The sequence below is a fragment of the Acinetobacter sp. KH_038 genome, assembly GCF_057839405.1.
In genome coordinates, this window is the sequence record NZ_CM174489.1 from 519,543 (window position 1) to 540,852 (window position 21,310).

General features: G+C 44.4%; 17 protein-coding genes and 1 riboswitch. Of the genes, 6 read left to right on the forward strand and 11 right to left on the reverse strand.

The window, feature by feature from the left end:
- The first annotated feature begins 40 nt into the window (after window positions 1–40).
- Both znuD and AC3IT7_RS02385 read left to right on the forward strand, forming a co-directional pair.
- Entirely contained in the window at window positions 41–2,170 is a 2,130-nt protein-coding gene (znuD, locus tag AC3IT7_RS02380; protein WP_489249263.1) for a zinc piracy TonB-dependent receptor ZnuD, read from the forward strand.
- Window positions 2,171–2,275: 105 nt separating this feature from the next.
- Window positions 2,276–3,739 (forward strand): phospholipase D-like domain-containing protein, encoded by a 1,464-nt coding sequence (locus AC3IT7_RS02385; RefSeq protein WP_489249264.1) that lies wholly within the window; start codon window positions 2,276–2,278, stop codon window positions 3,737–3,739.
- An 81-nt stretch (window positions 3,740–3,820) separates the two neighbouring features.
- Here the strand turns inward: AC3IT7_RS02385 and AC3IT7_RS02390 are convergent, their stop codons facing one another.
- Complete coding sequence (locus AC3IT7_RS02390; protein WP_489249265.1) at window positions 3,821–4,273, reverse strand: hypothetical protein; 453 nt, start codon at window positions 4,271–4,273, stop codon at window positions 3,821–3,823.
- A gap of 180 nt (window positions 4,274–4,453) precedes the next feature.
- Between AC3IT7_RS02390 and AC3IT7_RS02395 the strand changes: the two genes are divergently transcribed.
- Window positions 4,454–4,906 (forward strand): RcnB family protein, encoded by a 453-nt coding sequence (locus AC3IT7_RS02395; protein ID WP_489249266.1) that lies wholly within the window; start codon window positions 4,454–4,456, stop codon window positions 4,904–4,906.
- A 196-nt stretch (window positions 4,907–5,102) separates the two neighbouring features.
- On the opposite strand, the gene AC3IT7_RS02400 is transcribed toward AC3IT7_RS02395, so the two are convergent.
- Complete coding sequence (locus tag AC3IT7_RS02400) at window positions 5,103–5,600, reverse strand: phosphate-starvation-inducible protein PsiE (protein ID WP_489249267.1); 498 nt, start codon at window positions 5,598–5,600, stop codon at window positions 5,103–5,105.
- A 176-nt stretch (window positions 5,601–5,776) separates the two neighbouring features.
- Between AC3IT7_RS02400 and AC3IT7_RS02405 the strand changes: the two genes are divergently transcribed.
- On the forward strand, window positions 5,777–5,983 hold the full coding sequence (locus AC3IT7_RS02405; RefSeq protein WP_004278311.1) for a hypothetical protein: 207 nt from the start codon (window positions 5,777–5,779) through the stop codon (window positions 5,981–5,983).
- 63 nt (window positions 5,984–6,046) lie between these two features.
- Here AC3IT7_RS02405 and AC3IT7_RS02410 read toward each other — a convergent pair whose 3' ends face one another.
- The 3 genes from AC3IT7_RS02410 to AC3IT7_RS02420 all read right to left on the reverse strand — a co-directional run bounded on the left by AC3IT7_RS02410 (window position 6,047) and on the right by AC3IT7_RS02420 (window position 10,708).
- Window positions 6,047–7,828, reverse strand: a complete 1,782-nt coding sequence (locus tag AC3IT7_RS02410) for an acyl-CoA dehydrogenase C-terminal domain-containing protein (RefSeq protein ID WP_475655260.1) — start codon at window positions 7,826–7,828, stop codon at window positions 6,047–6,049.
- 168 nt (window positions 7,829–7,996) lie between these two features.
- Window positions 7,997–9,799, reverse strand: coding sequence for an acyl-CoA dehydrogenase C-terminal domain-containing protein (locus tag AC3IT7_RS02415; protein ID WP_489249268.1), 1,803 nt, complete (start codon window positions 9,797–9,799; stop codon window positions 7,997–7,999).
- Between the two features lie 303 nt (window positions 9,800–10,102).
- On the reverse strand, window positions 10,103–10,708 hold the full coding sequence (locus AC3IT7_RS02420) for a hypothetical protein (RefSeq protein WP_489249269.1): 606 nt from the start codon (window positions 10,706–10,708) through the stop codon (window positions 10,103–10,105).
- Between the two features lie 135 nt (window positions 10,709–10,843).
- Between AC3IT7_RS02420 and baeS the strand changes: the two genes are divergently transcribed.
- Both baeS and AC3IT7_RS02430 read left to right on the forward strand, forming a co-directional pair.
- Complete coding sequence (gene baeS / locus AC3IT7_RS02425) at window positions 10,844–12,496, forward strand: sensor histidine kinase efflux regulator BaeS (RefSeq protein ID WP_489249270.1); 1,653 nt, start codon at window positions 10,844–10,846, stop codon at window positions 12,494–12,496.
- A gap of 13 nt (window positions 12,497–12,509) precedes the next feature.
- On the forward strand, window positions 12,510–13,196 hold the full coding sequence (locus AC3IT7_RS02430) for a response regulator (RefSeq protein WP_286412975.1): 687 nt from the start codon (window positions 12,510–12,512) through the stop codon (window positions 13,194–13,196).
- A 235-nt stretch (window positions 13,197–13,431) separates the two neighbouring features.
- On the opposite strand, the gene AC3IT7_RS02435 is transcribed toward AC3IT7_RS02430, so the two are convergent.
- The 6 genes from AC3IT7_RS02435 to AC3IT7_RS02460 form a co-directional block, all read right to left on the reverse strand.
- A complete protein-coding gene (locus tag AC3IT7_RS02435; RefSeq protein WP_489249271.1) occupies window positions 13,432–14,205 on the reverse strand; it encodes a sulfite exporter TauE/SafE family protein in 774 nt (257 codons plus the stop codon).
- A 238-nt stretch (window positions 14,206–14,443) separates the two neighbouring features.
- The gene (locus AC3IT7_RS02440; protein WP_489249272.1) at window positions 14,444–15,889 is read right to left on the reverse strand and encodes a protein adenylyltransferase SelO; all 1,446 of its coding nucleotides are present in this window, start codon (window positions 15,887–15,889) and stop codon (window positions 14,444–14,446) included.
- Between the two features lie 133 nt (window positions 15,890–16,022).
- The gene (locus AC3IT7_RS02445; RefSeq protein ID WP_489249273.1) at window positions 16,023–17,189 is read right to left on the reverse strand and encodes an acyl-CoA desaturase; all 1,167 of its coding nucleotides are present in this window, start codon (window positions 17,187–17,189) and stop codon (window positions 16,023–16,025) included.
- 435 nt (window positions 17,190–17,624) lie between these two features.
- A complete protein-coding gene (locus tag AC3IT7_RS02450; RefSeq protein WP_489249274.1) occupies window positions 17,625–18,338 on the reverse strand; it encodes a glycerophosphodiester phosphodiesterase in 714 nt (237 codons plus the stop codon).
- 142 nt (window positions 18,339–18,480) lie between these two features.
- Window positions 18,481–19,065: a cob(I)yrinic acid a,c-diamide adenosyltransferase gene (locus tag AC3IT7_RS02455; protein WP_475654628.1), complete on the reverse strand. Its 585-nt coding sequence runs from the start codon at window positions 19,063–19,065 to the stop codon at window positions 18,481–18,483.
- Window positions 19,066–19,156: 91 nt separating this feature from the next.
- Window positions 19,157–20,980 (reverse strand): TonB-dependent receptor plug domain-containing protein, encoded by a 1,824-nt coding sequence (locus AC3IT7_RS02460; RefSeq protein WP_489249275.1) that lies wholly within the window; start codon window positions 20,978–20,980, stop codon window positions 19,157–19,159.
- 37 nt (window positions 20,981–21,017) lie between these two features.
- Window positions 21,018–21,227: riboswitch (cobalamin riboswitch) on the reverse strand.
- Between the last annotated feature and the right edge of the window lie 83 nt (window positions 21,228–21,310).

Here is a 21,310-nt window from a genome sequence, read left to right on the forward strand (position 1 = left end):
ATTATAACACTAACCAAAATACTGAATTTGAGTCTGGGTCATGTCCTTTCATAAGAACTTAATAACATTGTCAATTTTTTCTGTTATCGCGCCGAGCGTTTTTGCAGAACAACAAACGTCTGCAGTGGCTGTGCAGACTTTGCAAACCATTCAGGTTCAGGCTCATCCACTGGTACAAACTGCAGCTGACTTCGCAGTGGCGGATCAGGTGGTGGACCAGAAAGCCTTGTCCGAGCGCGCAACGACTATTGGCGATGCACTGGCCGATGAGCTGGGGGTATATTCCAATCAATTCGGTAGCGGAGCAAGCCGTCCGGTGATTCGTGGTCAAGATGGGCCGCGTGTCAAAGTCTTGCAACATGCTTCAGAAACGGCTGATGTCTCTACGCTATCTCCAGACCATGCTGTAACAGTTGATCCAATTTTAGCGAAACAGGTGGAAGTGATTCGTGGTCCATCTACTTTGCTCTATGGTGCAGGAACAGTAGGTGGTCTGGTCAATGTCACCGATCAAAAAATTCCAACGCAAATGCCTGAAGATGGTCTGGAAGGTACAGCAGGTCTACGCTATAACACGGGCAGTGATGAAAAACTGGCAAGTGCGGGTATCACTGCAGGAATTGGTGAGAACTTCGCCTTACGTGTAGAGGGGTCAAAGCGTAAGGTCAATGATTATATTGCCCCGGATTATTGGGTTGAGCATCATGATGATGAATTAGAGAAAGCCCGCCGTGTAGACAATACCTTTGCTGAAGGACAAACGGTGAATATTGGCGGTTCATGGATTCATGACCGTGGTTTTGTTGGTTTGTCTTATAGCAATCGTCAGGATCAGTATGGCTTGCCCGGCCATAGCCATGAATATCATGGCTGTGAAATTCATGGTGACCATTTTCACTGTCCAAAACCGGGCGAAGATGAACACGATCATGAAGAAACCGCAGGTCCGTGGGTAGATTTAAAGTCTGAGCGTTATGATGTCCGTACCGAACTTGAACAGCCTTTTGCCGGTTTTGACAAATTGCGTGCGCATGCCAGCTTTACCGATTATGAACATGATGAGCTGGAAGAAAATGCAGTCATCAGTAACTTTAAAAGCAAGGGCTATGATGCACGTCTAGAACTGGTGCATGTTCCTGTTGTAGGTTGGGAAGGGGTGATTGGAACCCAGCTTTCACAACAGAAAATTAATTTATCCGCTCCAGAAGCCCATGGTCATGCAGAACACGATCATGAAGGACATGAGCATGATCATGGTGAGCACGCGGATCATAATCATGATGTGCTGATGGCAGATACCAAAACCCAGAAATATAGCCTTTTTGCCTTAGAGCATAAGCAGATCGGTGATGTACATGTGGAACTTGGAGCTCGTGTTGATCATCAAAAAGTAAAAGTAGACTCGGAGCAGAAAGATTATTCCGGTACGGGTGTGTCTGCATCTGCGGCTGCGAATTGGGAATTTGCACCGAATTACAAACTGTCTGTAGTCGGATCACATCAACAGCGTTTGCCTCTCGCCCAAGAGCTGTATGCGGATGGTCTGCATTTTGCGACCAATACCTATGAATTGGGGAATCCTGATCTTGATAAAGAAACCTCAAATAATCTTGAGTTAGGTCTGCATTATGAAGGCGATAAGTTAGATTATCATGTGCATGTCTATCACAACTGGTTTGATGACTATATTTATGGCGAAACGATAGCGCGGAAAGGCAATTTACGTGGCGTGCAATATACCCAGGATAAAGCCAGATTTTATGGCACTGAAGCTCAAGCCAGTTATCAGCTCAATGATATGTATAAAGTCAGCATCTTTGGCGATTATGTCCGTGGCAAGATCGAAGCCGAGAATGCACCGCGTATCCCTGCAGGTCGCCTAGGCAGCAAAGTGGAAGCAGAATTTGCCGATGGCTGGTCAGGTCTGGCTGAGTATTATCATGTCTTCAATCAGGACAAAATTGCCAGTTATGAAGAAGAAACCCAAGGCTACAACATGGTCAATCTGGGTTTAAGCTATGCCAATACCCTTGCAGACAACAATGCTTACCGGGTGTATTTCAAAGCCAATAACCTGCTCGATGATCAGGTTTATTCACATACCTCGTTCCTGTCCAATATTCCGCAGGTCGGTCGTAACTTCACTGTCGGCGTACAGTATGATTTCTAAAGCAGGGATCAGATAACAGCGCAAATCAAGTCGAGATCACTGAAATCTACTTGAAAAATCATCGGATAAAACCTAGCCTGAGCATATTGGGTTAGGTTTTTTCTTATGCGTATCTTTCAACGAATTCACAATAAACTGAACTGGTCGAATCGCCGTTATGTGGCCTTAATCATCAGTCTGCTGGCGCTCAGTTATCTGACATCTGCCATTTATCATACTTATAAGCCTTTGCCGGAAGGTCTGAATTACACTGGCAAGCTGCGGCATGCCGAAGTCAAGTTTCTGGCCGATCAGACGTATCTGGACGCTGAGGGAAAACAGCATTTAGACCAGCGTATTTTTAAAGAAATGCTGCAAATGATTGCAGAGGCCAAATCACTGATTGTGCTGGATCTGTTCTTGTTTAATCAGCAAACCGGGGCCTCGACACAGGAGCATCAGGCGCTGAGCAAACAGCTGAGTGATGCTTTAATCAGTAAACGTCTGTTGCAGCCGGAGGTCGAAATTAAATTTATTACCGATCCGATCAATTCGGTTTATGGCGGAATTCAGTCTGAGCTGTATCGTGAGCTGCGTCAGCACGGAGTTGATGTGATTGAAACCAATCTGATTCCTTTACGCGCGTCCAATCCGAGCTGGTCTGGCTTCTGGTATTTATGTTGCCAGGGTATTGGTAATAATCCGGAAAAAGGCTGGTTGCCGAATCCGTTTGGACCAGAAAAAATTACCTTGCGCAGTTATTTTGATTTATTTAATTTTAAAGCCAATCATCGTAAATCTGTGGTGGTGGATACCGATCAGGGCTGGAAAGCGCTAGTCACCTCCATGAACCCGCATGATGGCAGCTCACGGCATTCCAATATCGGCTTGCTGGTCTGGGGGACTACAGCAGTAGATATTCTGAAAACGGAACAGTCTGTTGGCATGATGTCACAGGCCAATATGCCAGCCATTATTGCTGGCGATTTTCAGGCAAAATCTACCCAGCCACAGGTGCAGGTACTGACAGAAAAAGCTATTTATGATGCGGTTTTAAATCTGGTTCAGACGGCAAAAGCCAACGAAAAGATTGATCTGGCGATGTTTTATCTGTCTGAACGCAAGATTATTAAGAGCCTGATTGCGGCGCATGAGCGCGGGGTTAAAGTTCGGGTTTTACTTGACCCAAATAAAGATGCCTTCGGCCGTGAGAAAAACGGGATTCCAAACCGGCAGGTGGCTTCGGAACTACATAAAGCGGGTATAAATGTGCGCTGGTGTCATACTCAAGGCGAGCAATGTCATAGCAAAATGCTGATAAAACGCAATGCTCAACAAGCTGAAATGATTTTGGGCTCGGCCAATTTCACCGCACGTAATCTGAAAAACTATAATCTGGAAACCAATATGCGCCTGCTGGGTCAGCCTCAGGCCGAAGTATTTAAAGATGCGCAGCAGTATTTTGATGGTGCATGGTCAAATCTGAATGGCCGTTCCATGAGTGTGGACTATGCACAATATGCAGAAAACTCGTTCTTTAAATATTGGCTATACCGTTTTATGGAATGGAGCGGCTGGTCGACGTTTTAATACCCTCATCCCGACCTTCTCCCAGAGGGAGAAGGAGTTTCCCTCTCCTTGTAGGAGAGGGTTAGGGAGAGGTTTTAGAAATTAAGGCTGTGGATTCGGTGGAACCAGCTGATCCAGCTCTTTATCCGTCAATTGATCCAATTCAGCAAGATCGGTTTTAATTTTCCATTGTGCTTCATCATCCACCGGGTTAGGTAAACGCGCTTCTAGCCAGTCACATACCACATCGGGCGGGAAATCGGCATGATTACACTGGATCACCCAGCACAGGAAATCTTTAGCGATACCATTCATATACGGTGGTGGCGATACTGGCAGGAACTGAGTTGGAAGACGTTCATTTTTAGAAATATAATTCAGGACATGTCCCAGTTCTTGCACAGTCTGCCAGGCCAGCGGATGATCAACATTGATCTGAAATTTAAACCACCATGCCTGCTTGCCATCTGAACCATAGCTATCAATCCGTTCTTTCTGAACACTCGGCACTTTAGAAAAATATTCATGTAAACGATCGAAATTTAAATCAGACACAGTATTCAACTCGAAACATTAAAAAAAGTGATTTTAGCATAAAGCAGCAGGATGCCGATGAGCCCGCTAGATTGAAAATAGGCAGGCGCATTACAAAAAATTGCAGGCTCAGCAGCCTTATCCATATTTTCTGCATCTATTTTGTTTAAAATATAGACAAGGTGTTAACAGGAAGCGCAGATGAAAATAGTATTCTTGGGTGCAATATTGACTTCATTGCTATTTGGAGTTTCTGCACAGACCATGGCCGGCAATGCCTGGGGCGGCTATACAGGTGTTGAGCGCTCCAAACCAAATTACCGCGCTGCACCGCGAGCTTATGATCCACCACGGCACGCTTATCCGTCACGTCCGGTGCCACCCCGACCACATTATCCACAAAGACCAACCCATTGGGGCTATCCGCCTGCACAAAGCCAGAGTGGGCTCAATATCCAGTATCAGGCACCGACCACGATTTATCAAAATTCCAATAGTTATAGCTGGGTAAATGGTGATCCGAATGTGGCACGAATTGAAAGTTCAAGATATAGCGTTATTACTGATTGGCAACGTCTGGGTTTGCCTGCACCCCCGCGTGGCAGCTACTGGATCTATGAAAACGGACGCTATGTACTGGTGCCGAATCGTTAAATTGCTTTAAATTCTGAACGGATAATTCAGTAATAAGCTTAAATAACTCAAAAAGACCAAAATAGTTCCCTCTCCTGTGAGGAGATGAGTAGTACTACTACGCAAGGGAGAGGTTGGTTGAGATAAATAGTTTTAAACCCTAAAAGAGGCTTAAGTATTGCTTTAAGCTGAAGTGCAAAAAATAGGGCTTAAAAGACTATGCCAATTCATCATCTTCCGGGCGTGGGGTTTTACCTTGTGGAAGGGGCTTTTCACTATGTTTGTCACGAATCACCGATGGGTAGGTCCATGACGCATAGCGCACCACTAAAATGGCAAATGCCAGAATCAGAATCGAACCGGTAATAATGACCAGATCCATGCTGGCTTTGTGGGTGTGTTGAATATCTGCTATGAGCAAGCGGGTCAGTGCGGTAATCGCAATATAAATCAGGAAGCGTACCGGCATATGATTGGTCTTGAAATAAATGCCGACCATGGCTCCAAGTTCCAGATAGATAAACAGCAACAGAATATCGTCGATGGTGGCGAACTGTTTGACAGTCAGAATGTCGATGACGGTATGGCCGGCAGACCAGATCACCATGCAGCCGATCACGAACAGTGCAATATAATGAAAACTTTCTACAGCAAGATTGCCAAAACGGTCGAGGAGGGCTTCAAGTTTTTCAATTCTTGGACTGGATTTAGACATATTATCCTCCTGATTTTTCATGTGATATAAATGATAGTTACAGAATAGCGTGCAAAGATCATGCACAGAATGATTGAATGAAAAATAAAGATTAAATTATTTTAACTTTTGCGCTTTTTTTAGACTAAATTGCTATATTGTATGGGTGGTACATTGAATAAATAGGAGAAAAAAAAGTGTTAGATAAAATTCAAACAAAAATTAGCCAATTAGAAGCCGGAAAAAAATTAATCCTCGGCGTAGGCATTAAGGCTGAAGATATGCAAAAAGTGGTGGAACTTTGCGAGTCTTTAGAGTCAGAGGGGAATATCAAAATTGTGAATAAACATCTGAATCCAAAAAGCAATAATCAACCGGATACCTTGCTGATTCAAAAAGTTTAAATTGTGAATGATCATAAAAAAACGCCTGCATGTGCAGGCGTTTTTTATTGCAGCAGTTTTAGCTTAAGCCTGGGTCGTGAAGTAATCTTCAGAGAAATTCATGATCACATCAGCACCTGATTTTATTTTGCTAATACGTAATGCCAGTTCAGGCAAAATACGTTGTACAAAATAACGTGCCAAAGCCAGTTTATTCTGATAGAAGTCACCCTCTTTATTTTTTGCAGCATGGGCAATGCGCGCAAACATATAAGAGAAGCTGAGCAGGCCCACGGCATGCAGATAGTCAACCGCAGTGGCGTTCGGGAAGTCATGACTTTCTCTTGCGGCTTCCAGAATGAACTGAGTGACCGACTCCACTTCGGTTGCTGCATCTAAAGTAGCATCCTTGATAAAGTTCAGGTCTGCATCCAGACTATTGGCAAAATCACGGATTTCCGAGATATATTCCGAAATATATTCACCGCCACACTTGATGGTTTTACGCCCGATCAAATCTTGTGACTGTACGCCGTTGGTGCCTTCATAGATCTGGGAAATACGCAGGTCACGGATACATTGTTCCAAGCCCCATTCACGGATATAGCCATGACCACCAAATACCATTTGCGCATCCAGCGTGGCCTGGAATGCGGTATCGGTCAAATAGGCTTTCGCAATTGGGGTGAGGAGTGCGACACGGTCATTGGCTTTTTTGACCGCTTCCGGATCGGTAGAGAACTTGGTGATATCCAGCTGCTGGCCAACATAGACAGCGAACGCGCGTGAAGCTTCATTATTGGCACGTACATTCAGCAGCATACGGCGTACATCACCATGTACCAGAATGCTGTCAGCCGGTTTGCTTGGCGATTGCACACCAGCCGCGCTGCGACCTTGCAGACGATCTGTGGCATATTGCGCTGCATTTTGATAGGCAAATTCAGAAGCACCCAAGCCCTGAATTCCCATCGACAGACGTTCGTAGTTCATCATCACGAACATGGCCGCCAGACCTTCATTTTCCTTGCCAACCAGATAGCCTTTAGCCCCGTCAAAGTTCATGACACAGGTAGCAGAAGCCTTGATACCCATCTTGTGCTCGATCGAACCTGGGCTCACCGGGTTGCGTTCGCCCACAGAACCGTCTTCATTTACCAGGAACTTCGGTACGATGAACAGGGAAATACCGCGTGAACCCGCAGGTGCATCGGGTGTTTTGGCCAGAACCAGGTGAATGATGTTTTCCGCCAGATCATGATCACCGCCAGTGATGAAAATCTTGGTGCCGGTGATGCTATAGGTGCCATCTGCATTACGTTCAGCTTTGGTCTTGATAATGCCCAGATCGGTGCCGGCATGTGGTTCGGTGAGGCACATGGTGCCTGACCATTCACCCGAATAAATTTTAGGTAAATAGGTTTCTTTTTGGGCTTGGGATGCATAGCTGTTCAGCGCCATGCCTGCACCAACAGAAAGCAGTGGATACAGCATGAAAGACGGGTTGGTGGCAAACAGCATTTCATCAGAAAGTACCGTCAGCATTTTCGGCATTTCCTGGCCGCCCCATTCCATATCTGCGCCCAGACCAATCCAGCCGCCTTCGGCATATTGTTTAAAAGCTTCTTTAAAGCCAGCAGGTGTGGTCACATTGCCATTTTCATATTTTGCGCCTTCTTCGTCACCTGTGCGGTTAATTGGCAGAGTAACGTTTTGCGCAAATTTTGCCATTTCTTCAAGAATGGCTTCTGCTGTTGCAGCATCCAGGTGCGCTAAATTTTCATTGGCTTGCCAGAATTGTTCGGCATTGAAGACATCGTTCAGGATGAATTTCATATCGGCAAGTGGCGCGTTATAAATTGGCATAGTGGGTCACCTGTTTATTGTTGGATTGAATTGGTTTTACTTAGTCTAAATGACTCAAAATCTGAATGTTAGACGACTAAAGGTTAATTCTGTAAGGCTTTATAAAGAAAAAGGACTGCCTGTTCATTGACCGTCCTTTTTCTGTGATGCCGTTAGTCTGAGCCTAACTTAGAATGCAAAATGTTCTGCATCCAGGTTCATCAGTGGCTCTACACCTGTCGCGATCACTTCAACGTGTGAACGAACGCGTGGCAGGATTTTCTTGAAGTAGAAACGTGCAGTAGTCACTTTGGCATTGTAGAAGTCAACTTCTGTGGTGCCGGCCGCCAGTTGCTCTTGAGCAACCAATGCCATGCGCGCCCAGAGGTAAGCCAGCGTGACATAACCAGAGAAGTACAGGTAATCGACCGCTGCCGCACCCACCTCTTCAGGGTTTTGCATCGCACGCATACCAATTTGCATGGTCAGGTCGCCCCATTCCTTGTTCAAGGCTGCCAATGGCTCAACGAATTCTTTCATTGCCGCATTGTCTTTGTGCGCTTCAGCAAATTTGTGGATGATCTTGGTGAAGTCTTTCAACATTGCACCTTGAGTACCCAATACTTTACGGCCTAACAAATCCAGTGCCTGAATTTCGGTAGTACCCTCGTACAAACAGGCGATACGTGTATCACGTACAATCTGCTCCATGCCATGCTCAGAAATAAAGCCATGACCACCGAATATCTGTACACCATGTTTCGCAGCTTCAGAACCGGTTTCAGTCAGGAATGCTTTCGCGATTGGTGTCAGCAATGACAGGATGTTGTCTGCAAATTTACGATCGGCTTCTTCTGTAGCATGTTCAACCACGTCAGCATATTGCGCCAACATGTAAACCAGGGCACGACCCGCTTCAGCATATGCTTTCTGGGTTAGCAGCATGTTACGTACAGCTGGGTGCACAATGATTGGATCTGCTTCCTTGTCCGGGCTCTTAGGACCAGACAGTGAACGCATCGCCAAACGGTCTTTGGCATAAGCCAGCGCACCCTGGAACGATCCTTCAGATGCTGCCAGACCTTGTACTGCCGTACCGATACGTGCGGTGTTCATGAACGTGAACATGCAGTTCAGACCACGGTTTTCAGGGCCAATCAGGAAGCCTTTTGCGTTATCAAAGTTGATGACACAGGTCGCATTGCCATGAATACCCATTTTGTGTTCGATTGAACCACAACGTACACCGTTACGTTCGCCAACCGAGCCGTCAGCATTCAGGTTGAATTTCGGCACGATGAATAATGAAATGCCTTTGGTGCCTTTCGGTGCGCCCGGTAAACGTGCCAGTACGATATGGATGATGTTTTCAGCCATGTCGTGTTCACCAGCAGAGATAAAGATTTTCTCGCCAGAAATAGCATAGCTACCGTCCGCTTGAGGCTCGGCTTTGGTACGGATGATACCCAGGTCAGAACCGGCATGCGATTCAGTCAGGCACATGGTACCGGTCCATTCACCTGAAACCAGTTTAGGCAGGTAAGCATCTTTTTGTTCAGCTGAACCGTGGTGTTCCAAAGTACGAACCGCACCATGAGACAGGCCAGGGTACATGCCCCATGCCCAGTTCGCAGTACCGACCATTTCAGAAATCGTGATACCTAAAGAGTTCGGCAAGCCTTGACCGCCATACTGTTCTTCAGCAGAAAGTGAAGGGAAGCCCAGTTCGATATATTTTTGATAAGCTTCTTTGAAGCCTGTTGGCGTGGTAACAACGCCGTCGTTCCAGGTACAACCTTCACGGTCGCCGACCTGGTTAATTGGAGATAATTCGTTTTCACAGAAGTCAGCCGCAGCCTCTAAGTACTGATCTACCAGCTCACGGCTTACGTTTTCTTGGAATGCAGGGAGATTTGCATAGTGTTGTTCAGCATTTAATAATTCATGCAACACAAATTGCATATCACGTAAAGGCGCTTTGTATTGTGGCATATCGGTTTCCTCAATACTGGTTTAACCAGCGTTATAATCTTAGATGAACTAAAAACGTATCTTCACTGACACGGTTTGGAATGATTCTAATCCTGCAGCATCTTCCCCTGCGGTACAAGCTTTTCAGGGCGATTTCTTGGTGACTGTAAAGTCAAAGATTAATATATATGACGTATTAAACACATTAAGTATAAAGACTTTAGGTGTATTTTTTATGATACGAATAGTCAACTATCGAGGCCAAATAGCCCGCAATAAAAAAGCACCCGAAGGTGCTGATTGTGACGCATTGATTCCTATGCATTAATAGGCAGATGCTTTAGGCTGGAAACGAACCAGACATTTACCATTGACCGTCTGTTCGCCTACCTTGATCTGTGCAGCAGTGCCATTTTTCTTGCCCTGGCATGCTTGCAGCATTGCCTGTTGTTGTGCCTGACGCTGAGCCAGACGTTGGTCAAACTGTTTGGTCAGTTCCGCACGTTTTACATCAGTTAAGGGTTCACCACGCATTATACCGCCACGGACATCGGCACGCATCGGGCGATGTTCGCCTTTCATACTACGGTGTTCGCCGCGTTTGCCTTGCATGTCTTTACGATCGGCTTTAAAGACCATATTGCAGCTACCCGCAATGGTTTTATCGCCTGCCTTGATTTGAACCGCTGAACCAGCAGCCTTGTTGTCGCAGGCTTGTTGTACCTGTTTGGCAAACTGCATACGTTCCGCATGTTTCGCCTTAAACTGCTCACGCTGTTCCGCTGTAAGATGCTGTTTTTTACCTTCATGATGTTTCATCATCGATGAATGATCATTGCTTGGGACATTGCTGGTAGATTGACAGGCAGTCAAAGCTCCCATAGAGAGAACACCTGCGCTGATTAAGGCTATTTTTGTCATGGTCTGCATTGTATTTATTCCCGTCAAGAACCTGATTTTATGTCAGGTAAAGATTAAACAATAAAGATGTAGAAACAATGAAGAGTTTTTTGAGGCCATGTTCGCTACAATAATGAATATAGAAGAAAAATTGAGATTTCTGTTTTGAACATTCGCCGTATTCCGATTGCATTACGTCTGTTTCTGACCGTACTGTTGACCACACTGGTCATTACCACAGTGAGTCTGGGTGTACTGCATCTGAACATGCAGCGTAATTTTGCCCGTTATGTTGCCGATGTGGAAATGCAGAAGCTGGATTATGTGATTGAAAATCTGGCCGATGTCTATGCGGTATATCATGACTGGGGCAATGCGATTCAGGCCCAGATCCTGCAAATGGAAGGGGAGGCCGCCCCGGACGATTATGACCGTTTATCACGCTGGTGGTTGCGCCGTCAGTATGATATTGCCTTGCAGCAACGTTATTTTCAGGAACAGACCCTGGCTCAGGTAGCACCGAGTATGGTCGATCCGGCTTTGCCAGCGCGTCAGGTCAATGAAGAAGAGTTACGTGTACTGGCTTCCAATTTGCCCTCCCAGTTTCAGCCCTTTGAAGGCCTCAAATTCCCGCTCAGTTCCAACCAGAATCTGTTTAGAACCGACCGTAAAAATGGTGAGCAGGCGGCACAGCAGCCGACTGGCAAGAAGCAGTTTATTCAGATGCCGGACCGTCTCGGTCTCAGTTCACGCCTGTCCCTGTATGATGCCAAGCGTCGTTTTGTGGTGGGCGAGGCTTCAGATGAGCAGATTTCCTATCGCCCGATTATGGTCAAAGAACAGGTTGTCGGCTATTTGGGTTTAAAGCCAGTGCTGGATCAGGATGATGCCCTCAGTATTAATTTCTTCAGTAACCAGAAGCGTTATTTATTTCTGGTGTATGCCTTAAGCATTTTGGCCAGTCTGATCGCCTCCTTGTTATTGGCGACTTATTTCAAAAAGCCGATTCAACGTCTGCTGAATGGAACCCGGGCCCTGACCCAGGGAAATTATCAGTATCAGGTCAAAGTAAACCGCAATGATGAACTGGGTGATTTATCCAATGAATTAAATGCCTTGGCTGTGATTCTGGATCAGCATGAAACCTCACGCCGTCAATGGGTAGCAGATACCTCGCACGAGTTAAAAACTCCGCTTGCAGTATTACAGGCGCAGATTGAAGCGATGCAGGACGGGATTCGTAAACCGACCCCTGAACATTTTGCTTCCATGCTGGCGCAAGTCACCAGTCTGAAAAAACTGACCCAGGATCTGGCTGCGCTGGCACAGGCCGATGCCCAGCAATTACAATTCTATTTCTCGACGGTGAATCCGTGGGAAGTGGTACAGCAGGAGCTGATCAACTTCCAGCCGAAATTTGATCAGGCTGAACTGACAGTGAGTGTGGATGGTGAGGGCACTGAATTAAACCTGGATCTGGACCGTTTTAAACAGATTGTGGCGAACTTGCTCAGTAACAGTATTCGCTATACTGAAGCAGGTGGGCAGGTACATATTCACACCACGCAGGATGAGAAAGAATGGAGCTTATATGTCGATGACAGTCCATTTGGCCTGACCGATGAGCAATTGGCGCGCATTGGCGAGCGTTTCTATCGTGTCGATGATTCACGAACCCGGGCCACTGGCGGAACCGGCCTCGGTTTGGCATTATCATGTAAAATTACTCAGGCGCTGGGTGGCAGCTTAAGCTTTGCACATTCACCACTCGGTGGTTTACGATGCAAACTGAGCTTTCCTAAACAAATGAAACCATAAAGGAAATATATTGATGAAACATGTCATGCTGGTTGAAGATGAAATCGAACTTGCACAGTTGGTGCGAGACTATCTGGAAGCTGCTGGTTTTGAGGTCAGTATGTTTCATGATGGACAGGAAGCATATAACAGTTTTACCCAGCGTAAACCGAGTCTGATGATTTTGGACCTGATGGTGCCACGTATGGACGGTCTGACCATTTGCCGTAAAGTGCGTGAACAGTCAGACTTGCCAATCATTATGGTGACCGCGCGTACTGAAGAGATTGACCGTGTTTTGGGTCTGAATATGGGAGCAGATGATTATATCTGTAAGCCGTTTAGTCCGAAGGAACTGGTGGCACGGGTACAGGCTGTGTTACGTCGTCTGGACCGTAAATCAGAACCGGAAAGTAATGACCTGTTCCGTATGGATAAATCCCAACAGCGGATCTGGTATCAACAAAAGGCCTTGAACCTGACCCCGACTGAATTCCGTTTACTGGAATTATTCCTGGAGCATGTCGGACAGGTTTATTCACGTGCGCAATTGCTGGATCATATCAATCCGGACAGTTTTGATGTCGCAGACCGGGTCATTGACAGTCATATCAAAAACCTGCGCCGCAAGATTTCCGATGCTGCGGAAACTGGCAACCGTCATGAGTGGATTCAGGCGGTGTATGGGGTTGGTTACCGTTTTGAATATCCTGAAGATTGATTGAGTATTACAATGAAAAAGCGAACCGAGTGGTTCGCTTTTTTTATACTTTGAAATTAATTTTAGCTAGACAAACTCGTGGAACATTGCTTAATCAGTGAAGGTGAACCGGTGAAAATCACGAATAAACCTCATTAATGGTAAGAGTGTCTTAAAGTTGCAGTTAAGATTCTGAATTATATTAATAAAAATATATGATTGCGTATGATGTGCATTGCGTTAATTTTAGAAATATTTAATGAGGAAAGAAGATAGACATTCCCATACGACCAATTAAAAAGACTAGTAGGATAAGAAAAAATACTCTAATAAAGCTGCTTCCATAGCGCAGAGCTAACATCGTCCCCACAAGAGAGCCTGTAATATTACAAACTGCAAGAACCACTCCTATCAGCCATAAAACATTTCCAGACGGAACAAAAAATAGGAGTGATGCGCTGATAGTACCTAAATTTACCAGTTTCGCCGATGCTGAAGCGTTTAAGAAATCAAAAGCAAAAATCTTAACAAACAAAAAAATTAAAAAGCTACCCGTTCCTGGTCCAAATATTCCGTCATAGAAACCAATCAATCCACCAAATAATATGCCTAATAAAATCTCTTTTTTACCGCACTGTATGGTGGTATGGATCTTGCCAAAATCCTTTTTCATGAATGTATAAAGCGCGATAACAATCAATAAAATAAAGACAATATACTGCATTAACTCTTTAGGAATATAAGCAACGGACATTGCTCCAACAAAAGCAAAAATAAATGCTGAAACCATCGTTGGTAGCATCAGTATCCAAACAATTTTTATTTTTTTTACATAGGTAAAAATAGATGAAAATGTTCCAGCCAATGCAGCAACTTTATTTGTTCCGAAGACAGTTGCGAGACTATATTGTGGTAAAGCATGCAATAGGGCAGGTAATTGGACTAACCCACCTCCACCTACAGCAGCATCAATTAGACCACCACAAAAGGCAAAAAAGCCTAATGTGATTAGAATCGTCTCTAATTCCATTTTTAATCACAATACATAATTTATGAGAATGCATATTTTAGGCTTTTATAATTTTTAATAATAATTAATAAAAGTTTTCTCTCTTATAAACATGAAGTTTCCATTAAATTTTTATCTATTTAATATAATGGGTGTTAGGCAAAACACTCAAAATTATGATGCATTTAGAAGGTAATGTATTTTTAGACTGTGGATAATGGCTAAATTATCCACAGTTTTTATTCGTGATGTGAATAAATTAAGAAGAACAGCTCACCATCACTTCCGGGACATCAGTTGGCAATGGTGCTAAATCTTCAGCACGTTCAAGCTCAGGTTGCTTAGTAAATGGCGTACTTAATAACTTAAACAAACGATCCACTTCGGAAAAGTCATCCCGCTCTGCCAGTTCAATCGCTTTCTGTGCCATGTGATTACGCAGAATATAATGCGGATTGGCCAAATGCATGGCGGCATCCCGTTCTTCTATATCCTGGTGTTCACGAATGGTTTCATATTGCGCCAGAAAGGCTTCAAACTGACGGCGATCCAGACAATCATCTTTGATTGTTTCATATTCTTTATTTTGCAGACGGATAAAACTCTGGGTGTAATCCAGTTGCTCGCTTTGCAGAATACGTAAAAAAGCCGTGGCGCAATCAAAACTATCTTTATGAAAACTTGGCAATCCCATTTTCTGGTTTAAACCATGTTTATAGTGCTCCAAAAAGGTCGGCTCATAATGTTCCAGACAGCCGGCTAAATCCTGTTTCCATTGTTCCTTATCATAGTCTGCAGGGCAGAGGGGAACCAGATTATTCAGCCACATCCACAGGTTCCAGTGAGCAATACTTGGCTGTTGCTGATAGGTATAACGTCCCTGATAGTCGGAATGGTTGTTGATCCAGTTAGGGCGGAAGCGTTCCATAAAGCCATAAGGGCCGAAATCCAGCGTTGAACCGCTAATGTTCAGGTTGTCGGTATTCATCACGCCATGAGCAAAACCAGTCAGTTGCCATTTGGCAATCATTACCGCAGTACGCTGAATCACCTGTGCCGCAAAACTGAGAATAGGCTGTTTGGTTTGCAGACATTCTGGATAATGCCATTCCATACATTTCTGGGTGAATTCCGCCAACAGATCTGGCTGGTATTGGTTGATCCATTCAAAATGCCCGAGACGGATGTGGCAGTCTGAAGTGCGTAGCATCATCGCACCAGGCTCAAGCTTTTCACGCTGGATACCTTGGGTTGATGAGGTAAAGCCGACTGCATTACTCGAAGCAACACCCAGAGCATTTAAAGCATGACCGGCCAGATATTCACGAATTACCGAACGCAACACAGCGCGGCCATCGCCCATGCGTGAATAAGGCGTGGCACCGGCACCTTTTAAATGCAGGTCGATGGTCTGATTATCCTGATCCAGAATCTGTGCAATTAACAGACCACGTCCATCACCGAGCTGCCCGGCCCATTGACCAAACTGATGGCCGGCATAGACCATGGCCAAGGGTTCAAACTCAGCAAAGATTTTCTGGCCACTACAAATCTCGACCCATTGTGCCTTGTCTTCATCTGACCATTGCAATTGTTCTGCCAAAGCAGCATTAAAATGCCCGGCTTTTGCGCCTGTTAAGGGACGCGGAACTTGATGATGATAAAGGGCAGCAGGAAGCGTTTGATAACGAGAGTTAAAATACATGGCACTCAGTACAGGCTTGGAATAGATTGACTATAGCAAAGATGCATGTGTAAAACTGTTGTATAAACGAGAATTCAAGTTATCTTTCAGACATAAAAAAGCCCCTGATCGGGGCTTTAATATCGAATGGATTTTACTGGGAAACTGTAGATTTTTTCAAATTACGAACCAGTAAATTCAGGGTTTGACGATGATGGGACAGGCGCTGTTCAACCAGCTGAAATTCAACTTTCAGTTTGTCATCCATCTGGTGAATTTTTTCTGCCATAGAGGCTTTTTTCACCTGAATTTCCTGTTCTTTCAACTTCGCCCAGTCATTTAAAGTTTGGGTAAAGGCATCATATTCCTGGGCAATCTTGGTTTTCACCGTTGAAATATCTTCAGAAACGTCATGGCCATATACTGCAAGATCCTGTTCAGCATATTTAAACTTCATGGCCAGTTCCGCTTTTTTGATATTAAAGCTTGGAATACGGCGCAAGTTTTTTGCCAGACCAAGTTTAGAGCAGGTCCAGATCAGCCATTTGGTTGGGTCATATTGCCACCATTTCACGCCATTACGGTAATCGTACTGGAAAATGTGGTGGTAGTTATGATAACCCTCACCCCAGGTTGCAATCGCAAGCACAAAGTTGTCACGTGCAGTATTTTCGTCGGTATAAGGACGATGGCCCCACATATGACACAGTGAGTTGATAAAGAAGGTTACATGATGGCTCAGGATTAAACGCATTAATCCACCCAGCAGCAATACGCCCCAGACATCACCTACAGCCCAGCCGATTGGAAGCAAAATTGCAGCATGCACGGCGATTACTAAAGGAATGTAGTATTTATCCTGAAACATTACCACCTTGTCTTTTAACAGATCTGGCGCATTTTTATAGTTCGCTGTACCGGATGGATAGTCACGTAACATCCAGCCGATATGTGCATACCAGAAACCTTTATTAATCGAGTACGGGTCTTGATCAACATCATCGACATGACGGTGATGGGTACGATGGCCAGATGCCCAGAACAAAATACTGTTCTGTACAGCAAATGTACCCATAAGCATTAAGATGATTTTTAATGGTAAAGTGGCTTCATAAGCACGGTGTGCCCACAAGCGATGGTATCCTGCTGTAATGCCGAGGCTGCTTACGCCCAGTAAAACAAACATGCTGATCCAGGCGGCAGCGCTAAAATCATGGTGATACGCATACAATGGAATTGCAATCAGCGCCACAATCGGTAAAAAAACCAATGCGAATACAGCAATCCAGTTGATGGGGGCTTTGGGTAAGGGAGCATTCATCTCCAACAGCACTCCTAGAACCTCGGAAGGTATAACAAAAAGTAGAAACTACTGTTCGTTTTAACAGCAGGCTATCTTGTTCATATTAGCATGTGCCCTAGGGCATCACTAGCTTTATTGTACGGTTGTATTGTACTTGTCAGTAACAGAATAAGTAGGGCAAGAACTACCATTTTATCAGCCAGACCAGCGCTGATTTCCGGCTAAGTCACTGAGGATTATCAGGCTTTTAAAATATTGAATATAGCTAAACTGTGGGGGTTTAAATGTTCATAATTTCTACAATATTGTCAGGAAATTTGCAGAATATATCTCTTGGAAAATTAATTTAACATTCAAGTTGAATCCATTTAAAACTGGCACACGACTTCAAGGTCGTGCTAACAGAACTGGATTGTCCTGAAAATAGTCGAATTGATTCAGCATGAAAGATTTTTAGAGTTGTTGTAGCATCAGTTTTGGATAATCGGTAATCAGCCCCTGAATTCCCCAGTCGCGCAGCTGTTTGGCCCGGGTCACATCATTTACGGTCCAGACACTGATATTCAGTTCAGCAGCGTGAGTGGCCTGAATCAGATCTTTGCTGGCCAGTTCATTCATCCAGCCAATATGACAGCAACCCAGTTCCAGTGCCTGATCAATGGCCTGATATTTCACATCAGTTTCAATCAATAAGCCGCGTTTCAGTCGGGAGTTGTGTTGTTTGAAGGCCTGCAGGATTTTGGCATCAAAACTGGTAATGATGGCAGCCTGTTCATAGCCTTGTAGTTGTTGTTCTACTTCCAGGGCAATTTTTTCGGCTGCTGCTTCAGAATCGACACTTTTAATTTCAACTTCAATATGGTCAAAATCTCGAACGACATTTAAGGTTTGATTTAAGAGGGGAGTGGCTTCAACTTTATTCCAGTCTGACCAGCTTACTGCATGGTTATATTGCGCCAGATCCTGACAATTACATTCATATAAGGGTTTTTGCAGGCCTGTGGTTCGGACAAAGTCATCATCATGCATGATGATTAATGCATTGTCTTTGAGCTGACGGACATCAAACTCGACTGCACGAATCCCAATCTCTTGAATATATTGAAAGCCGCCAAGCGTGTTTTCAGGAGCTTCGCCACGTGCACCACGATGACCAATTATGCGCATATCGTGCCCATAAATTGAGAATATGATTTCATTGTATGCAGGCTATGTGACAAAAAGATGATAAGGCTTATTGTCGTCAGATGTACTGTAAAATCAAGATACATCTGACGCGTATTTTCAGATCTTAAACTGAAATATAATTTTACTTTTCGATGCTGTCATTGATATTTTTTTGCCACAGCACTTCGGAACCGCCTTCAGCACGTTGCAAAGTACGCGAGGCCACAAATAGCCAGTCGGATAATCGGTTCAGGAGTTGTAGGGATGCCGCCTGAATATTCTGGTCACGAGAGTGGACGGACATCACGCTGCGTTCGGCACGGCGACACACCGCACGTGCCTGATGGGCAAAACTGCAGACCAGTGTGCCTGCCGGCAGAATAAAATCTTTGAGCATTGGCAAGGCTTCATTCATCCGGTCGATCTCCTTTTCCAGGAAATCAACTGATAGGGGCTGTACCAGATTAAAACCAGGAATGCAGACTTCGCCGCCTAAATCGAATAACCAGTGCTGAATCAGGCTTAAAGATTTGTCCCATGACGCTTTATCTTGAATATTGCTGGCAGAAATCTGTGCACGCAGTATCCCGAGCACCGCATTCAGTTCATCGACATCACCGAGTGCATCAATACGTAAATCATCTTTGGCAACACGTGAACCATCCCCCAGACCTGTGGTGCCTGAATCGCCTGTGCGGGTATATATTTTACTTAAACGGTGACCCATGTGAGTTCCTTGAAATTTCTAAATGCTGAATCTAAAAAGAATCATGCCATAGCCATGACATGATCCCAACAGTATGTCTAAAAGGCTGAACTTAGTATCTGAAGGTGACACCGGCAGAAGCGAGACGGCCGCTATCAATGAAGTAACTGCCAGAACCATAAGCGGCTTTATAATTTACGTCACCCACATTTTGAATATTGGCAAATATCCGCGCAAAAGGCAGGACTTGATAATATGCATGTAGATCTGCTGTTAAATATCCAGGAAGACGTATGTCATCATAAGCACTGTTATCAGCATGGCTTACGGCTGTTAATGTAGCTGAAGCGCCGTATTGCTGATTTTCCCAGCCTGTAGTCCATGAAGCTTTATGCTGCGGGCGGCGGCTTAACATTTCTTGTGTAGTTTTATTTTCAGCTTTAACATAATTATAAGAAAGCTGACTATACAGTGCGTCTTGCTGCCATTTTAAATAGAATTCAGCCCCATTAAAATCTGCTTCATCGATATTTTGAAATGCATAACCTGTTCTATCTGTTGAGTCGATCAGGTCTTTTACAGTCGTTTGATAAAGGGATAAGCCTGTACTTAAACCATAATTTAATTTTTGATCGAGCCCTATTTCATAAGAGCTACTTTTTTCAGGGGCTAAGTCCGGATTGCCGCCCCAGCCATACAGCTCATTTAAATTTGGTGCCCTGAAGGCTGTGCCAATATTGGTATAGATGCTCGTAAGCGGAAGTAGCTGATAACGTAAACCTGCTTGGACAACAGTATTGGTGCCATATTTTTGATTGTCTTCAATACGTAGGCCAACTTGGCTATTTATTCCTTCAGATTGGTATTGGTGCTGCACAAAGTAGCCTGTTGACGCGACAGATTCATCATAAGGCGTTCCATAAGATAAAATATCACCTTCGGTTTTCTGATGTTGAACCCCTAAAATTAAATTCTGAGCAGGGCTAAATTGCCATTTTGTGTGCAGTTCAGCTTGTTTGGTTTTGTTATGAATGAAATCGGCAGATTGGTTTTGATCGAGGTCTTCATTGAATTGAGATAAACGCGCCTTGATTTCAATCTCGTCATTGAGCTGCAAAGAGCCTTTTAAGTTAATGATTTCATTTTTGAAATCTTGACTGGTAAGTGTTCCGGAGTTGTCATATTCAGAGGTGCCTTGATTTTGGCTATAGTCGAGAGACGCTGTGTATTTTTCTTTTTCAATACCAAATTTAGTGCTGACTCCTTTTTGTTGAGAACTGGCATCTTTTGCATTAAGCGCATCTTTTATGGGAGTACCGTCGGTTTCTAAGCTCTGTCCGCGAACTTGTGCATAGATTCCATTTTCAAAAAGATCAGCACCGACAATGGCTTTATAAGTATTGTTTTCGCCATATTCGCCGGTAACAAAAGCTTGATTTTTTTTGGGTGTTTTAGAAATTAATTGAATTACACCGCCAATGGCATCGGTGCCATAGAGTAAAGATGCAGGGCCTTTTAAAACTTCAATTTGCTGAATGTCTGTAGTGTCTAGAAAAGCCAGCGGCGCAGCGCCGGAAGACGCGCCATTTAAACGCACACCATCACGTAATAATAAGGTTTGGGTTGAATTCGACCCGCGTAAAAAAATAGAAGATTGTTGTCCATAGCCGCCAGATTGTACAACGTTTGCCGCAGCTTCACGTTTTAATAAGTCTGGTAATGTCGCAATAGGAGATTGATCGATGACCGCTTCATCAATCACCGTAATCCGTGCAGGGACTTGATCAATGCGTTGATCATATAAAGACGCCGTCACCACAATGGTATCCAAAGATGCCTGAGGAATATTTTGTTCAGCGGCACGCACAGATGAAGTAAAACCCAACGCAAGCGCGATTGCACCTACCAAGGCAGTAGGTTGAAATTGAATAGACATGAAATGCTCCATACATTCACTTCCCCGTGAATGATTGAGTGATAGAACACAACAAGCAGGTATCCGGACTTAAATGTGCAAACTCAATGATTTGCTGTATATCCACCTTCCCACATCAAGATGCAGTGGTGTAAACCGAAGAGATTCATTTGATATACGTTTCATTTTTTACCGTTGCGGGGGCAGTGCTGGATTTACACCAGCTTCCCTAAAGCAGGAGGCTTTGGCTTGTTGCAAGGTGAGCGCAGTATAAAGTTTGTGTGTCTTGGACACAATCTGCATCGAGAATAATCCGGATGAACTTTACGCAAGCCGGAAAAATTGCATTAC

What these genes read in the sequence shown, in the direction of transcription:
- AC3IT7_RS02420 (WP_489249269.1), bottom strand. Translation starts at nt 10,708, where the DNA reads ATGCAGACCATGACAAAAATAGCCTTAATCAGCGCAGGTGTTCTCTCT.
- AC3IT7_RS02395 (WP_489249266.1), top strand. Translation starts at nt 4,454, where the DNA reads ATGAAAATAGTATTCTTGGGTGCAATATTGACTTCATTGCTATTTGGA.
- AC3IT7_RS02450 (WP_489249274.1), bottom strand. Translation starts at nt 18,338, where the DNA reads ATGCGCATAATTGGTCATCGTGGTGCACGTGGCGAAGCTCCTGAAAAC.
- AC3IT7_RS02435 (WP_489249271.1), bottom strand. Translation starts at nt 14,205, where the DNA reads ATGGAATTAGAGACGATTCTAATCACATTAGGCTTTTTTGCCTTTTGT.
- AC3IT7_RS02415 (WP_489249268.1), bottom strand. Translation starts at nt 9,799, where the DNA reads ATGCCACAATACAAAGCGCCTTTACGTGATATGCAATTTGTGTTGCAT.
- AC3IT7_RS02385 (WP_489249264.1), top strand. Translation starts at nt 2,276, where the DNA reads ATGCGTATCTTTCAACGAATTCACAATAAACTGAACTGGTCGAATCGC.
- AC3IT7_RS02400 (WP_489249267.1), bottom strand. Translation starts at nt 5,600, where the DNA reads ATGTCTAAATCCAGTCCAAGAATTGAAAAACTTGAAGCCCTCCTCGAC.
- AC3IT7_RS02460 (WP_489249275.1), bottom strand. Translation starts at nt 20,980, where the DNA reads ATGTCTATTCAATTTCAACCTACTGCCTTGGTAGGTGCAATCGCGCTT.
- AC3IT7_RS02430 (WP_286412975.1), top strand. Translation starts at nt 12,510, where the DNA reads ATGAAACATGTCATGCTGGTTGAAGATGAAATCGAACTTGCACAGTTG.
- AC3IT7_RS02410 (WP_475655260.1), bottom strand. Translation starts at nt 7,828, where the DNA reads ATGCCAATTTATAACGCGCCACTTGCCGATATGAAATTCATCCTGAAC.
- AC3IT7_RS02455 (WP_475654628.1), bottom strand. Translation starts at nt 19,065, where the DNA reads ATGGGTCACCGTTTAAGTAAAATATATACCCGCACAGGCGATTCAGGC.
- AC3IT7_RS02440 (WP_489249272.1), bottom strand. Translation starts at nt 15,889, where the DNA reads ATGTATTTTAACTCTCGTTATCAAACGCTTCCTGCTGCCCTTTATCAT.
- znuD (WP_489249263.1), top strand. Translation starts at nt 41, where the DNA reads ATGTCCTTTCATAAGAACTTAATAACATTGTCAATTTTTTCTGTTATC.
- AC3IT7_RS02445 (WP_489249273.1), bottom strand. Translation starts at nt 17,189, where the DNA reads ATGAATGCTCCCTTACCCAAAGCCCCCATCAACTGGATTGCTGTATTC.